This window comes from Actinoplanes sp. CA-131856 (assembly GCF_050956135.1).
In the GTDB taxonomy this organism is placed as follows: domain Bacteria; phylum Actinomycetota; class Actinomycetes; order Mycobacteriales; family Micromonosporaceae; genus Actinoplanes.
Genome location: NZ_CP191849.1, coordinates 2,553,417 through 2,566,547, shown reverse-complemented (window position 1 = coordinate 2,566,547; position 13,131 = coordinate 2,553,417). Strand labels below are relative to the sequence as shown.

General features: G+C 69.4%; 16 protein-coding genes. 7 read left to right on the top strand and 9 right to left on the bottom strand.

Annotated features, from left to right (window positions below; all coding sequences use genetic code 11):
* Window positions 1–7 precede the first annotated feature (7 nt).
* Entirely contained in the window at window positions 8–1,180 is a 1,173-nt protein-coding gene (locus ACQP2X_RS12300) for an alpha/beta hydrolase family protein (protein WP_498696449.1), read from the top strand.
* Between the two features lie 290 nt (window positions 1,181–1,470).
* Window positions 1,471–2,502: an NAD-dependent epimerase/dehydratase family protein gene (locus tag ACQP2X_RS12295; protein WP_498696447.1), complete on the top strand. Its 1,032-nt coding sequence runs from the start codon at window positions 1,471–1,473 to the stop codon at window positions 2,500–2,502.
* Window positions 2,503–2,511: 9 nt separating this feature from the next.
* Here the strand turns inward: ACQP2X_RS12295 and ACQP2X_RS12290 are convergent, their stop codons facing one another.
* Window positions 2,512–2,940 carry a MerR family transcriptional regulator gene (locus tag ACQP2X_RS12290; RefSeq protein ID WP_498696445.1) on the bottom strand — a complete coding sequence of 143 codons (429 nt, stop codon included), beginning with the start codon at window positions 2,938–2,940 and terminating at the stop codon, window positions 2,512–2,514.
* 440 nt (window positions 2,941–3,380) lie between these two features.
* Window positions 3,381–4,568 carry a winged helix DNA-binding domain-containing protein gene (locus ACQP2X_RS12285; RefSeq protein ID WP_498696444.1) on the bottom strand — a complete coding sequence of 396 codons (1,188 nt, stop codon included), beginning with the start codon at window positions 4,566–4,568 and terminating at the stop codon, window positions 3,381–3,383.
* 61 nt (window positions 4,569–4,629) lie between these two features.
* Between ACQP2X_RS12285 and ACQP2X_RS12280 the strand changes: the two genes are divergently transcribed.
* Window positions 4,630–5,250 carry a TetR/AcrR family transcriptional regulator gene (locus ACQP2X_RS12280; protein WP_498696443.1) on the top strand — a complete coding sequence of 207 codons (621 nt, stop codon included), beginning with the start codon at window positions 4,630–4,632 and terminating at the stop codon, window positions 5,248–5,250.
* A gap of 27 nt (window positions 5,251–5,277) precedes the next feature.
* Window positions 5,278–5,697: a VOC family protein gene (locus ACQP2X_RS12275; protein WP_498696441.1), complete on the top strand. Its 420-nt coding sequence runs from the start codon at window positions 5,278–5,280 to the stop codon at window positions 5,695–5,697.
* A 200-nt stretch (window positions 5,698–5,897) separates the two neighbouring features.
* On the opposite strand, the gene ACQP2X_RS12270 is transcribed toward ACQP2X_RS12275, so the two are convergent.
* Genes ACQP2X_RS12270 through ACQP2X_RS12250 form a run of 5 tightly spaced genes read right to left on the bottom strand, consistent with a single transcriptional unit; the run spans window position 5,898 to window position 10,195 of the window.
* Window positions 5,898–6,272 carry a DUF2255 family protein gene (locus ACQP2X_RS12270; protein WP_498696440.1) on the bottom strand — a complete coding sequence of 125 codons (375 nt, stop codon included), beginning with the start codon at window positions 6,270–6,272 and terminating at the stop codon, window positions 5,898–5,900.
* Window positions 6,273–6,289: 17 nt separating this feature from the next.
* Window positions 6,290–7,153, bottom strand: a complete 864-nt coding sequence (locus ACQP2X_RS12265; protein ID WP_498696439.1) for a helix-turn-helix transcriptional regulator — start codon at window positions 7,151–7,153, stop codon at window positions 6,290–6,292.
* A gap of 25 nt (window positions 7,154–7,178) precedes the next feature.
* Window positions 7,179–8,213 (bottom strand): alcohol dehydrogenase catalytic domain-containing protein, encoded by a 1,035-nt coding sequence (locus ACQP2X_RS12260; protein ID WP_498696437.1) that lies wholly within the window; start codon window positions 8,211–8,213, stop codon window positions 7,179–7,181.
* Between the two features lie 17 nt (window positions 8,214–8,230).
* The gene (locus tag ACQP2X_RS12255; RefSeq protein WP_498696436.1) at window positions 8,231–9,349 is read right to left on the bottom strand and encodes an MFS transporter; all 1,119 of its coding nucleotides are present in this window, start codon (window positions 9,347–9,349) and stop codon (window positions 8,231–8,233) included.
* 3 nt (window positions 9,350–9,352) lie between these two features.
* Window positions 9,353–10,195, bottom strand: coding sequence for an SDR family oxidoreductase (locus tag ACQP2X_RS12250; RefSeq protein ID WP_498696435.1), 843 nt, complete (start codon window positions 10,193–10,195; stop codon window positions 9,353–9,355).
* 155 nt (window positions 10,196–10,350) lie between these two features.
* On the opposite strand from ACQP2X_RS12250, the gene ACQP2X_RS12245 reads away from it, so the two are divergent.
* Together ACQP2X_RS12245 and ACQP2X_RS12240 are read left to right on the top strand one after the other, a co-directional pair.
* Window positions 10,351–11,103: a carboxymuconolactone decarboxylase family protein gene (locus ACQP2X_RS12245; RefSeq protein WP_498696433.1), complete on the top strand. Its 753-nt coding sequence runs from the start codon at window positions 10,351–10,353 to the stop codon at window positions 11,101–11,103.
* 12 nt (window positions 11,104–11,115) lie between these two features.
* Window positions 11,116–11,349 carry an aldo/keto reductase gene (locus ACQP2X_RS12240; RefSeq protein WP_498696431.1) on the top strand — a complete coding sequence of 78 codons (234 nt, stop codon included), beginning with the start codon at window positions 11,116–11,118 and terminating at the stop codon, window positions 11,347–11,349.
* A 105-nt stretch (window positions 11,350–11,454) separates the two neighbouring features.
* Here ACQP2X_RS12240 and ACQP2X_RS12235 read toward each other — a convergent pair whose 3' ends face one another.
* Window positions 11,455–11,877 carry a hypothetical protein gene (locus tag ACQP2X_RS12235; protein WP_498696429.1) on the bottom strand — a complete coding sequence of 141 codons (423 nt, stop codon included), beginning with the start codon at window positions 11,875–11,877 and terminating at the stop codon, window positions 11,455–11,457.
* A 42-nt stretch (window positions 11,878–11,919) separates the two neighbouring features.
* On the opposite strand from ACQP2X_RS12235, the gene ACQP2X_RS12230 reads away from it, so the two are divergent.
* Window positions 11,920–12,420 (top strand): cupin domain-containing protein, encoded by a 501-nt coding sequence (locus ACQP2X_RS12230; protein WP_498696428.1) that lies wholly within the window; start codon window positions 11,920–11,922, stop codon window positions 12,418–12,420.
* A 1-nt stretch (window position 12,421) separates the two neighbouring features.
* Here ACQP2X_RS12230 and ACQP2X_RS12225 read toward each other — a convergent pair whose 3' ends face one another.
* Window positions 12,422–12,973 carry a TetR family transcriptional regulator gene (locus ACQP2X_RS12225; RefSeq protein WP_498696426.1) on the bottom strand — a complete coding sequence of 184 codons (552 nt, stop codon included), beginning with the start codon at window positions 12,971–12,973 and terminating at the stop codon, window positions 12,422–12,424.
* Window positions 12,974–13,131: the final 158 nt, after the last annotated feature.

Genomic DNA, 13,131 nt, shown 5'->3' with positions numbered 1-13,131 from the left:
ACCATCCGTGTTCGAGTACTTCCCCACCGGTCCGTACACCTACAACCTCGCGGTGGTGGCCACGCTGAACTCCGGCGGCCTCATCGACGAGGTGGACCGGGCCTGCCGGCCGATCCGGGACGCCGCCGCCGGCGGCGAGGACACCGGCACCCCGGACTTCCTACGGGCCTGGACGGCGCTGACCGACCAGCTCGTCGCGCAGGCCGAGGACGCGGAGAAGAAGGCACACACCCGCACGGCCGGACAGCTGTACTTCCGCGCCGCCAACTACCTGGCCCAGGCCGAACGGATGCTCTCGCACTCGGACCCGAACCGGATCCCGGCCTACCGCCGGCTGCTGACCCTGACGCAGAAAGCGTTCGACCTGCACAGCCCGACCGTCCAGCGGGTGGAGATCCCGTACGAGGGCACCACCCTGCCCGCCTACTTCAGCGCCGCGCCCGGCCCGGCCCCCGTCGTCATCCTGGTCAACGGGCTCGACTCGACCAAGGAGCACATGTACGCCTCGTCGCACTGGGCCGAGCTGGCCGCGCGGGGCATCTCCTGCCTCATGCTCGACCAGCCTGGGACCGGCGAGGCGCTGCGCCTGCAAGGCCTGACCGCCCGCATCGACACCGAGGCCTGGGCCGCGGCCGCCGTCGATTGGCTGGAGACCCGCGACGACGTCGACCCCACCCGCATCGGCATCGTCGGCTGGTCGCTGGGCGGCTACTACGCGCCGCGCGCCGCCGCGTACGAGAAGCGCCTTGCCCTCTGTGTGGCCTGGGGCGCCAACCACAACTGGGGTGCCGTGCAACGCCGCCGCCTCGAACGCGAGGGTGAGCGCCCCGTCCCCCACTACTGGGAGCACGTCCTGTGGGTGTGGGGCCACACCGACCTCGACAAGTTCATCGAGTTCGCCGACGGCGTCCACCTCGACGGCGTGGTCGAGAACATCACCGTGCCGTTCCTCATCGCCCACGGCGCCAACGACCGGCAGATCCCCCTTGAGTACGCCCACCGCTCCTACGACCAGGCGGTCAACTCCCCCAAGCGCGAGCTGCGAATCTTCACCCCGGAGGAGGGTGCCACCGAGCACATCGGCCTCGACCATCTCCCCCATGTCAGTACCTTCATCGCCGACTGGGTTGCCGACACGTTCGCGGCGCCGACCGGCGTGGCCGGCTACAGTCAGGCATAAGGCTGGTCCGCGAGAGTCGCCGCAGCCCGGGAAGCCGCCTCCCGAAACCAGATGTGCCCAGGGTCGAGGTCGTGCATCGGGTGCCACCACAGTGACTCGATCAGGATTCCGAGCTCGAAGGGCAGACGGGCGGTGGCCAGCTCGGGCAGCCCGGCCGCCAGACTGGCGACTCTTGTGAGTTCCCCCCGCTTTCAAGCCGTCAGACCGCCGGGACGGCCGGCCCGGAGACCCGCGGGAGACGCAGATCACCGTTGCCCTGAAGCGCTTCAGGCGGAGAACACTCGGGTGTCATGAGCAATGAAAACACCACAGTTCTGGTGACCGGGGCCACCGGTCACGTCGGCGGTTACTCCGTCGCCCGCCTGCTCACCGAGGGGTACCACGTCCGGGTCACCGTCCGGCAGACGTCGCAGGAACGTGAGGTCGTCGACCGCGTACGCCGTGCCGGCGCCGAGCCGGGCAACCGTCTGGAGTTTCTGACCGCAGAGCTGACCTCGGACGACAATTGGGACAAGGCGGTCGCAGGCGTCCGGTACGTCTGGCACCACGCCTCACCGTTCCCGTTCACCCCTCCGCGCGACGACGATGAGGTGGTCGTGCCGGCCCGCGACGGCGCGCTGCGGGTGCTGCACGCGGCGCGGGCCGCGGAGGTGGAGCGGGTCGTGATGACCTCCTCCTACGCCGCGATCGGCTACACCGTCAAGCCGGACGGCCACTACGACGAGTCGGATTGGACGAACCCGGCCGACGACATCCCCGCCTACATCCGATCCAAGACGGTGGCGGAACAAGCCGCGTGGGACTACGTCCAGCGGCAAGGCGGCCCGGAGCTCACCGTGGTCAACCCGACCGGAATCTTCGGGCCCCTGCTCGGCGACAAGCTCTCCGCCTCGACCGGTCTGGTGAAAGCTTTCCTGGACGGCGCGATGCCGGTCGTGCCGCGCATGTTCTTCGGCGTCGTGGACGTGCGTGACGTCGTAGACCTTCATTTGCGAGCGATGCTGAGCCCGGCCGCGGCAGGTCAGCGCTTCATCGGCGTCGGCGGCCCCGCGATCAGCTTTCTCCAGATGGGCCAGATCCTGGCGCGGCATCTTCCGGCCTTCGCCGAGCGGGTGCCGGCCACCGAGCTTACCGACGAGCAGGTACGCGAGGGCGCCAAGACCGAGCCGGCCCTGCGCGAGGCGGCCGCGCTCTGCGGGCAGATCCCGTCGATCAGCAACGAAAAGGCTCGCCGTCTGCTCGATTGGCACCCCCGCGACGTGGCCACCACCATCACCGACACGGCGGACAGTCTGGTACGGCTCGGCATCGTACGGCTGTGACGCCCCCGATCAGAAGGCCCGCACGGTCTCCTGGACGCGGTCGCCGATGGCAGCCTCGGTATCGGCATCGCCCCGGCCTCGGGCCGCCCACAACTCGGCCTTAAGGGTGAGGTATTCGTGGCGCACCCGGAGCCGGTCGATCTCGGCGGCGAGCTGGGCGGCCTGGCCGGCGAACAGGTCCTGCAATTCGTCGGCAGCCTCGTCGCCCCGGGCAAGCAGGCGTACGTACCGGCGCATGCCCTCGACAGTCACACCGGATGATCTCAGGCAGGCCAGCGCTTCCACCCGCTCCACGGTGGCCTCGTAGTACCGGCGGTGGCCGGTCTCCGGGTCGCGCTCAACCTGCCCCAACAGCCCGATCCGTTCGTAGTAGCGCAAGGTCGCTTCGCTGAACCCGCTGCGTCGCGAGATCTCGTGGATGGCGAGTGGCCGGCTCATGAGAGCGCCCCGGCCGGCCGGCCGACGAGTTGAGCGTTGCTCAGCCGGTGGCCGGCCGGCTCGGCCGCCTGCCATCCGGCCGGGCCGGGTCCGCCAGTGGATGCGATCTGAATGGCTTTCTCGTTTCACTCGACTTGATCCGCCCCGTACGAAGATATGACAAGGCGACAGCGCAAATCGTGACACGGAGGTGTTGAGGACGCGACGCTGCTGGGCGCCGGGTTCGGCATCTCACGGGCCACCGCCTACCGCTACCTCGCCGAAGGCATCAGCGTCCTTGCGGCCCAGGCCCCTGATCTGCACGAGGCGCTCCAGCAAGTCGCCGACGACGGCTGGCCCTTCGTCATCCTCGACGGGAAACTGTTCGACTGCGACCGCCTGGCCGAAACCACCACCAGCTCCGAGCGCGGATGCGCGGATCTGCCGATGACATCGCTGGTCTACCGGGTGTCGCTGAGGTGGCGTTCGCAGGCGGTGCGGACTGCGGGGACAACGACGGCGCTGTTGAGGCGGGCGTGCAGGTCGTCTGCTGCGTGTTCGATAGCGGTCGTTGCTTCTTGGCCTCGGTCAGCGAGGATGTGGGTGCGGATGCCGCCGGCCAGGCTGGCCCAGGATCCGATGATCTCGCCGTTCCACCAGACGGTCGGGCCGATGTTGCCCGCTCGGTCGTAGATGTGGGACGGGTCGATCGCGGTGAACCAGTCGCGCCGTTTCCAGCCCATCGGAGTCGGGTCCAGAGCGGGCAGCAGACTGGCAACCGGTTCGGTGGCGGGAATGGGTGCGGCTTCGCGCAGGTCGACGCCGGCTGTGCCGTGCAGGTCGACCTCTTCAAGATCAAGTTGGCCGAGGGCGGCGCGGGCGACGGCTTTGGTCCAGCCGGTCCACCAGATGAGGTCGTCGACCGTGGCCGGCCCGAAACGTTGCAGCCATCGCCGGGCCAGCGCCGCCTGGGCCTGCCCCGGGTCGTCACGCGGGAGGCCTTCCGGCCACCACGCCGACACGTGTTCCCAGCGGTGGTGGCGGGTGGTCCAGGCGCCGACAGGTGTGCCGCGCACGATGCGCCCTTCGGCGCTCATCAGGGTCAGCAGCGGTGAGGTCAGCCCTTGCGGTTGTTCGGACCGGGTGCGGGCCGCGATGACGGCGCGCAGCCTCGGCTCCGCAGCCCGCAATTCGGCCCCCGTGGCGCTGCGGTGCCGCAGCGCCAGCTCCACCTTCGCCTCGGTCGATCGCAGCCAGCCGGGCAGGTCACCGACCACCGGTGGCTCGATGCCGTTGCGGTCGATCAGCGAGAGAAGGCGTCGTCGCAGCGTCGCGGCCAAAGGCTCGCTCACCGCCGCCTGGATCATGGCAATGTCCTCGCGGGCGAACACGAACAGGGTCCGCCGCATCGCCATCCAGCGCACCAGGGCGCGTTGCCCATACATCGCCTCATGGATGTCAGCGAGGTTGGTGGTGCGGCTGCGTGCCAGCACCGAGAGATAAACCGTGGCCGGGTCGGTCGCGTGCAGGGCGACCAAGGCCTTCACTACCTCTTTCGGCTGGGAAGCGGCACCGGTCAGGTAGTGCCGGTGGATGAGTGCCGCCCGTCGTTGCTCCATCGTGATCGACCTGGCCATCGTGTCCTTCACGTTTTGAGACGAGAGAGTACCGATACTTGCGTGATTCGATACTCAGGGATATCGTATCAGCATGAGTGGACGGACAGCGCCAACCGCCGCGCCGAACAAGGGTGGTCGTAAACGAGACCACTCGCGTGACGGAGTGATCCTCGATGCGGCCCTGGACGTGCTGGCCGAGACCGGCTACGAAAGCATGACCATCGACATGGTGGCGGTGCGGGCGGGCACGGCCCGAGCCACCGTCTACCGGCGGTGGCCGACGAAGATCGACCTGGTGCTGAGCGCGGTCAAGCGGCTGGCCCCGGGGCCCGTCGACCTGGACCGGCTACCCGACACCGGCAGCCTGCGCGGCGACTGCATCGCCCTCATGCAGCCCGATACCTCCGAGCAAGCCGAGCGGCGCGTCCGGGTCATCTCCGGACTGCAGTCCATCGCCGGGCGGGACGAGCGTATCGCCGCCGTGCTGACCGATGGCGGCATGCAACCGTGGATCGACGCCAACCGCCTCCTCATTGAACGCGCGATCGACCGCGGGGAATACGGACCGGTCGACGTCGACGCGCTCTCCCAAGTGCTCCCGCTCATGTGCACCTGCCGGGTTGCGGTGCAACAACTGCCCATCACGCCGGAGTACTCCATCGCTCTCATCGACGAGGTCCTGCTGCCCGCGATGCGCGGCGCCCAGCCCTGAACAGACCCGACGCCTCAAGGAGAAGTCATGACCGTCACCACCACCGCCCACATCAACACCCGTGGCCAGGCCCGCGACATGCTCGACTTCTACGCCAAGGCCTTCCACGGCGACGTCACCATCGCCACCTACACCGACATCCACGCCGTGGAAGACCCCAGCCAGGCCGGCCAGGTGGCCTGGGGCCAGGTCACCGCCCCTAACGGCTTCCGCATCATGGCCTACGACGTGCAGCCCTCGAAGACCTTCGACGCCGGCGAAAACGCCTACTACATCGCCCTTCGCGGCGACGACCCCGACGAGATCCAGCACATGTGGGACGGCCTCACCGACGGCGCCACCATCCTCACCCCGCTCGCACCAGCGCCGTTCGCCCCGCTCTACGGCATGCTCACCGACCGCTTCGGCGTCACCTGGATCGTCGACGCCACCCCGTCACCGAACTGAGTTCGCACTGCCGTGAGCCATCCGACCGCGCACCACACGACCGCGAACAGCCGATCGGCTGGATCAAAGGCCATCAGAGCCAGTGGTTGCTCTCGTCGTGGTCCTTGGTGCCCCAGTCGCCGAACATCATGGTGCCCAGGGTCAGCTTGCTGACCTGCACACCCGTACGGCCCAAAGGTCGCAGTTCCATGGTTTCTCCTCTACTCGGCGGCCCGCAGGCGGATCGTGACCGCCGGCGCCTCGGGTCCGGTAACGCTGCCGACGATCGCCGGGCCGTACCGGTCGTACTTGCGGTGATAGGCCTCGTCGATCCCGGCCTGCGCGCCCGGCTCGGCCTCGCCGAACGTGACGTCGCGCTCCACGCCGCCGGCCTGAATGCGGCCGGTGCCGGACGCCTTCGCGCGGCGGAACCAGCCGTTGTTCGAGCCGTACGCGCTGCGCACATACAGGTCGTCGCCGGCGCGCACGGCCCAGATCGTCACGTACGGGCGCAGCGAGCCGTCCGAACGGTAGGAGGCGATGCGCAGCTCCTCCGCCCGCCCGACCTGGCTGAGCTCATCATTGCTCCACGCCATCGTGGATCTCCTCTTCATCAGGTGAACAGTTCAGCAGGCCCGGCGACGAGGGCATCGGCGAGCCGGCGCAGACCGTCGGCGCTGGGTGAGCCGGGTTCGGCAACATAGGCGGCCAGAGTCAGTTCCTCGTCGGTGGCCAGACTCATCGCCTCGAACGTGAGGTCGAGGTCGCCGACGACGGGATGGTGCAGCCGTTTGCCGCCGTTGCGGTGCAGGCGAACGTCGTGTGCCGCCCACCGGGTGCGGAACTCGGCGCTGCGGGTCGACAGCTCGCCGATCAGCCCGGTCAGGTCTTTGTCGTACGGGTGGCGGCCGGCCTCAGCGCGCAGGATGGCCACGAGGTCACCGGCCACCCGGTCCCAGTCGCGGTAGAACCGGCGGGCACGTTCGTCGAGGAAGGTGAAGCGGGCGTTGTTGGCCGGCCGGACCGGGCCGTCCATCAGCGGCGCGTACAAAGCCCGGCCCATCGGATTGGCGGCGAGCACATCCAATCGGGCGTTGTACACCCAGGCCGGGTTGGTCATGCCGTCGAGGATCTGTTGCACCGCGGGCCGCAGTCCGCGAGCGGCGGCCGGGCGGCGCCGCGGCGCCGGGACCTGGCTCGCGGTACGAGCCAGGTTGAACAAATGTTCACGTTCGGCCTCGTCCAGGCGCAGCCCTCGGGCCAGGGCTTCCAGAACGCTGTCAGAAGCCCCGGCCAGGTTGCCGCGCTCCAGGCGAGTGTAGTAGTCGACGCTGACCCCGGCCAGCAGAGCCGCTTCCTCCCGGCGCAGCCCGGCCACCCGCCGGCCTGTGCCCACAACCGGCAGCCCGACCTGGCCGGGGGTGAGTTTGGCCCGGCGGGTGGTCAGGAACTCGCGGATCTGCTCACGGTGGTTCATCGCGTCGCCTCCCAGCCCGAGAAACTCAGGGACGCACGAGGACCTTGAGGGCCTCGCGCTCGTCCATCGCCCGGTACGCCTCCGGCGTCTGCTCCAGGCTCACGGTACGGTCGAAGACCTTGCCCGGCTCGACCTTGCCGCTGAGCACGTCGGGCAGCAACTCCTCGATGTAGTTGCGCACCGGGGCCGGCCCGCCGGTCAAGGTCAGGTTGCGGCCGAACAGGTTCCAGCCGATGTCACCGTCGTTGTACTGCGGCACCCCGACCCGGCTGATCACACCACCGACGCGGGCCACACCCAGGGCCTGCTCGTACGCGGGCTGGTGCCCGACACACTCCAGCACGGTGTGGGTGCCGTCGCCGCCGGTCAGGTCCCGTACGGCGGCGATGCCCTCGTCGCCCCGGGCGGCGACGACGTCGGTGGCGCCGAACTCCCGGCCCAGGTCCGTGCGATCCTTGTGCCGGCCCATCAGGATGATCCGCTCGGCACCGAGCCGTTTCGCCGACAGCGCGGCGGACAGGCCGACCGCTCCATCGCCGATCACGGTCACGGTCGTCCGCGGGTTGACTCCGGCCGTGACGGCGCAGTGGTATCCGGTCGGGAACACATCGGACAGTGCCAGCAGCGAGGGCAGCAGCGCCGAGTCCTCGCCGACCGGGAGCTTGACCAGGGTGCCCTGAGCTTGCGGGACCCGTACGGCCTCGCCCTGACCGCCGTCGATGCCGTTGCGGGCCCAGTTGCCGCCGTGCCGGCAGGAGGTCTGCAACCCCTCGCGGCAGAAGTCGCAGGTGCCGTCCGACCACACGAACGGCGCCACCACCACGTCACCGGCCTGGAAACCGGAGACGGCGGAGCCGGCTTCTTCGATGACGCCGAGGAACTCGTGGCCGATCCGGTCCGGCTGGCCGGTGACGGGTTTGGAGGCGTACGGCCACAGGTCGCTGCCGCAGATGCAGGATCGCAGCACCCGCACAAGCGCGTCGGTCGGCTCGCGCAGGGCGGCGTCGGGCACGTTCTCGACCCGGACGTCTCCCGCGCCATAAATGACAGTTGCTCGCATGGTGACGTCTCCGTTCGTCAGTGGCTGAGTTGGGGCTGCCGGGCCGGAGCGAAACGCAGCCCGGCCAGCGCGGCCGCGGTGACGACCGCGCAGGCGGCGAACACGGCGCCGTAGCCGAGCGAGGTCGCGGCGCCGAGACCGAGCAGCGGCCCGGCGGCGATGGAGCCGAGCCGGCGGGTGTTGGTGTAAAGGCCGGCGGCCAGCCCAGGACGCGGGATGATCTCCTGGAACAGGGTCAGGCCGACGCCGGCGACGGTGGCGAAGAACCAGGCGTTGAGCACCTGCAACCCCAGCAACAGCACCGGCCCGTGGGCGAACGCCATCGCGGCGTAGTAGACGATCCCCGCCACACAGCCGGACAGCAGGAGGAGCCGTCCGGGTACGCGGTCGGTGAGCTTGCCGATCAGCAGCAGCGCCGGGATCTCCAGGCCGGCCGCCACGCCCAGCGCGATCCCGGCCCACGCCACGCCCAGGCCGAGGCGCTCGGTGACGTACAAGCTCATGACCGAGACCGTCGCGCTGTTGGTGGCCTGCAAGGCGATGAACACCACGACCACCATCGCGACCCGCCCGCGCGGTGTTTCCCGCTCCGGCTCCGATGCTGACGAGACTGTGGTACGCCGCATGGCCGCGGTGGTCGCGATGTTCAGGACCGCGGTCACGGCGATGGCCACCAGGATCGACCGGGGCCCGAACCCGCCGATCAGAAATGTGGCCAGCGGCGGCCCGGCCACCCAGGCGAACGACACCAGCGCTCGCGTGCGCACTACCTCGCCCGGCGCCGCCCCGGTGTGCTTGAGCTGAGCGAACAGCAGCGAACTGCCGACACCGGCCGGACCGCCCAGCACCACCAGGGCCAGCACCGCCAGCGGCAGCGACGTGGTCACCGCCAGCACGCCGGCCAGGGCCAGGGTCAAGAACCCACAGGCGACCATCGGCCGTACGTAGTCACGGGCGCGATCGGCGTACGCGGGCACGAGCAACGAGGCGGCGAACCCACCGGCGTTGTAGACCGCCAGGGCCCAGCCCACCTCACCGGCGCTCGCGCCGAAGACGCTGACCAGCAGCAACGCCAGGGCCGGGTTGAGGAAGGCGAACTGCAGCCCCCAGAACAGGGCCGACGCCGAGACCAGCAACGCTTATTCGCCCGCCGGGAAGTCGGTCGAGGCCGCCAGCTCGCGCTGGGCTTCGAACCCGGCGATCCGCTGCCGCAGCACCGTGATCGTGCTGTCGAGCGCCTGCGACCCGAGAACCATGCGCAGCGGGGCCGGCTCCTGGCTCGTACTGTCGATGATCGCGGCGGCCATCCGGGCCGGGTCACCCGGGGCGAGGCCGTTGGCCGGGTCGAGCATCTTCTCGAACGCGTGCGCCGGGTTGCCGTCGTACTCCGGCATCAACGTCGCGACCTGCGCGCTACCGTAGCGGAACTCCGTGCGCGCGCCGCCCGGCTCGACGATCGTGACGCCGATGCCGAACCCGGCCACCTCCTGCGCGACGGCCTCGCAGAAGCCTTCGATGCCCCACTTGGTGGCGTGGTAGAGCGAGTTACCCGGGAAAGCGACCTGTCCCCCGTACGAGGAAAGCTGAATGACCCGGCCCCCGCCCTGCGCCCGCAGATGGGGCAGAGCGGCCCGGATGAGCTGGATGGAACCGGCGAGGTTGGTGGCGATGATGTGCGCGACCTGCTCGTCGGAGAGCTCCTCGGCCGCCCCGAACAATCCGTAGCCGGCATTGCTGACGACCACGTCGATCCGCCCCTGCGCGGCGAACGCCCGGTCGACCAGTTCACGGACCGCCGCGGCGTCGCTGACGTCGAGGTTCTCCGCCGTGAAGGTGTCCGGATATCGCTTGCTCAGGTCGGCAACCCGGTCCACGCCGCGGACCGTACCGACCACCCGGTTCCCGGCGGCCAGTAGCTGTTGCGTCAACTCACGGCCGAAACCGCTGCTCACTCCCGTGATCAGCCATGTTCGTGCAGCCATCGGATCTCCTCCTATCAAAGCGCCACCAACGACGGTAAGCAGGTTCGCGACGGCCGAGGGAGGTTCTGGTGTTACCTCCCACCACCGGATTCGTCCGGGCGACAGGTAACGCCAGACCCTCCCAGGGCTGCTAACTGCGGCTATACCGTTCGGGAATGGCTATCAGCGACACCGCCCGCAATAACCACGACGAGCTGTTTCCCGGCCACGTGTCGACGCTCGCGGTGACCGACCCGGAGCTGATCGAGTACTTCGACAACTTCGCCTTCGACGAGGTGCTCCAGCACGGCGAGCTCGAGCCGCGGATCCGGCTCATGACGCAACTGGCGGCCCTGATCGCCGGGCAGGCCTTGCGGGAGTACCGGGTGATGCTCGGTGCTGCGCTGACCGCCGGGGTCACGCCGGTCGAGGCCAAGGAGATCGTGTACCAGGCCGTCCCGTACGCGGGCATGGGCAAGGTCTTCGACTTCCTGCACACCACCAACGAGGTCCTCACCGAACGCGGCGTCGAACTGCCGCTGCCCGGGCAGTCGACCACCACCCCTTCCACCCGGGCGGAGAAGGGTCTTGCCGTACAGAAACAGATCGTCGGGGCCGACGCCGTCGACGCCATGTACGCGAGCGCGCCCGCCGACGAGCAGCACATCCAGCGGCTGCTGTCGGCCAACTGCTTCGGCGACCACTACACCCGCGGCGGTCTCGACCTCAAGACCCGCGAGCTGCTCACCCTGGCCATGCTCATCTCGCTGGGCGGCGCCGACCCGCAGGTCAAAGGTCACGTACGGGGAAACCTCAACGTCGGCAACGACCGCGCCACGATGCTCGCCGTCATCACCCAGCTGCTGCCCTTCGTCGGCTACCCGCGCACGCTGAACGCATTGCGCGCGCTCGACGAGATCACCCTGTAGAAGGAGTCCGTTGTGGAAACCCGCACTCTCGGCCGGGACCTGCACGTCTCGGCGATCGGCTTCGGGGCCATGGGCATGAGCCAGAGCTACGGGCCCGGCCCCGGCCGCGACGCCAACATCGCCCTGCTGCGCGCGGCCGTCGACCGGGGCGTAACCTTCTTCGACACCGCCGAGGTGTACGGGCCGTTCGTCAACGAGGAGCTCGTCGGGGAGGCGCTGATCGGGCTTCCGGGCGTCTCGTCGTAGGAGTACCAGTCGCGGGAGAAGTCGTTCGCGCCCAGCGGCATCCGGCACAGCGACAAGCCGGCGCATCGGCGGTGATCATCCGGGCGGTCCTGCGGTTGGTTCTGTTCAGCGGGCGTTACGGACGCGGAGGATGGAGAGCGCGGCGACTGCGGTCAGGACGAGGGCGACGGCCCAGACCCCGCGGTAGCCGCCGGTGAGGACGACGACCTGCCCGGCCAGGAACGGCCCGAGGGCCTGCCCGAGGTTGCTGGCCAGCGCGGCGACGCCGAGGTCGCGGCCGGCGGCCGTCTTGTCCGGCAGCACGTCGATGAACAGGGCCTGGTCGACGGGCAGGTAGATGCCGAAGGCGATCCCTGCCTGGCCAGTGAGCAGGCTGGCTATATCAACGGCCAGGCCATCGCCGCCGACGGCGGCCTGGGCCTGATCGCCTGACCAGGGCGGCCCTTCGAGGTGATGGACCGAGCGGCATCCAGGGACGATCAGTCCGTGGATAACGGTGACATTCTCCGGATTCCTCGTTCCTGCCACGCTGGGCGGGCTACAGGGCAACAGGAGAGGAAGTAACTGCTGATGATTCCCGACGACGACGCGTCCCGGTCCCTGACGGTGGCGAACCCGGACGACCCCGCCACCACCTACATCTCGCTGGTCGGCAACACCTACGCCATGCTGATCACCGGCGAGCAGACCAACGGGCAGTACTGCCTCATCGACATGCGCGTCCCGGACGGCGGCGGCCCGCCCCCGCACCGGCACGACTTCGAGGAGATGTTCACGATCCTCGAGGGCGAGATCGAGTTCACCTTCCGCGGCGAGAAGCACACCGTCCGGGCCGGCTCCACCGTCAACATCCCGGCCAACGCGCCCCACAACTTCCGCAACGTCTCCGGCGCACCGGCCCGCATGCTCTGCATGTGCACCCCGGCCGGCCAGGACGAGTACTTCACGCGCATCGGCGACGTCATCGCCGGCCCGGACGCTCCGCCGCCGGCCCTGTCGCCCGACGAGCTCGCCGAGCGCCGCCGGCGCGCGGGCGAACTGGCCCCGGTCTACCGCAGCGAGTTCCTGTAGTTCAGACCCGCTCGTCGGTGTGGAGTGCGGAGAGGACGCGGTCGAGGATGCGCTCCAGATAGGCGATGGGCTGGCTGGGCCGGCCACCGAGATAGTCGTCGTACCAGACGCGGTAAGCGGTCACCGCGCATCCGACGAGCAGCCGAAGCTCCCAGCCGCCCGGGTCGGCGCCGGGGTGGCGGGCCGCGACCAGCGCGACGACCGACTGCTCCTGCTCGGGCGGCGCGACGGACGCGGCCCGCAGGACGTGCGAGCGCTGCGAGACCGTGCGCAGCGCCCGGAGCAGGTCGCGGTGCTCGACCGCGTACCGGCCGAGGGCCATCAGGGCGCCGCGGAGCACCTCGACGTCGGACTTCTCCGCCGGTGCCTCGGCGATGTGGCCCTCCACCAGTTTGGCCATGCGGCGCAGCGGTTCGGCGACCACGTCCTCCTTGCCGGCGAAGTAGCGGTGGAAGGTGCGCGGAGCGATGTCGGCCGCCGCGCAGATGTCGGCGACGGTCACGTTGTCGTAGCCGCGCTCGATGAACAGCCGCCACGCCGTTTCGGCGGTCATCGCGCGGTTCTCCTCGCGCTTACGGTCTCGCAAGCCAGAAATGGGGAACTCTCCTCACTTATGTGATGCCGCTCTCAACGGCGGCACCGATACACATGATCGCAACCTGTCCGTGGCACTCTCTGCCTCGTGGCACATTCTGCCACCAACCATAGGCT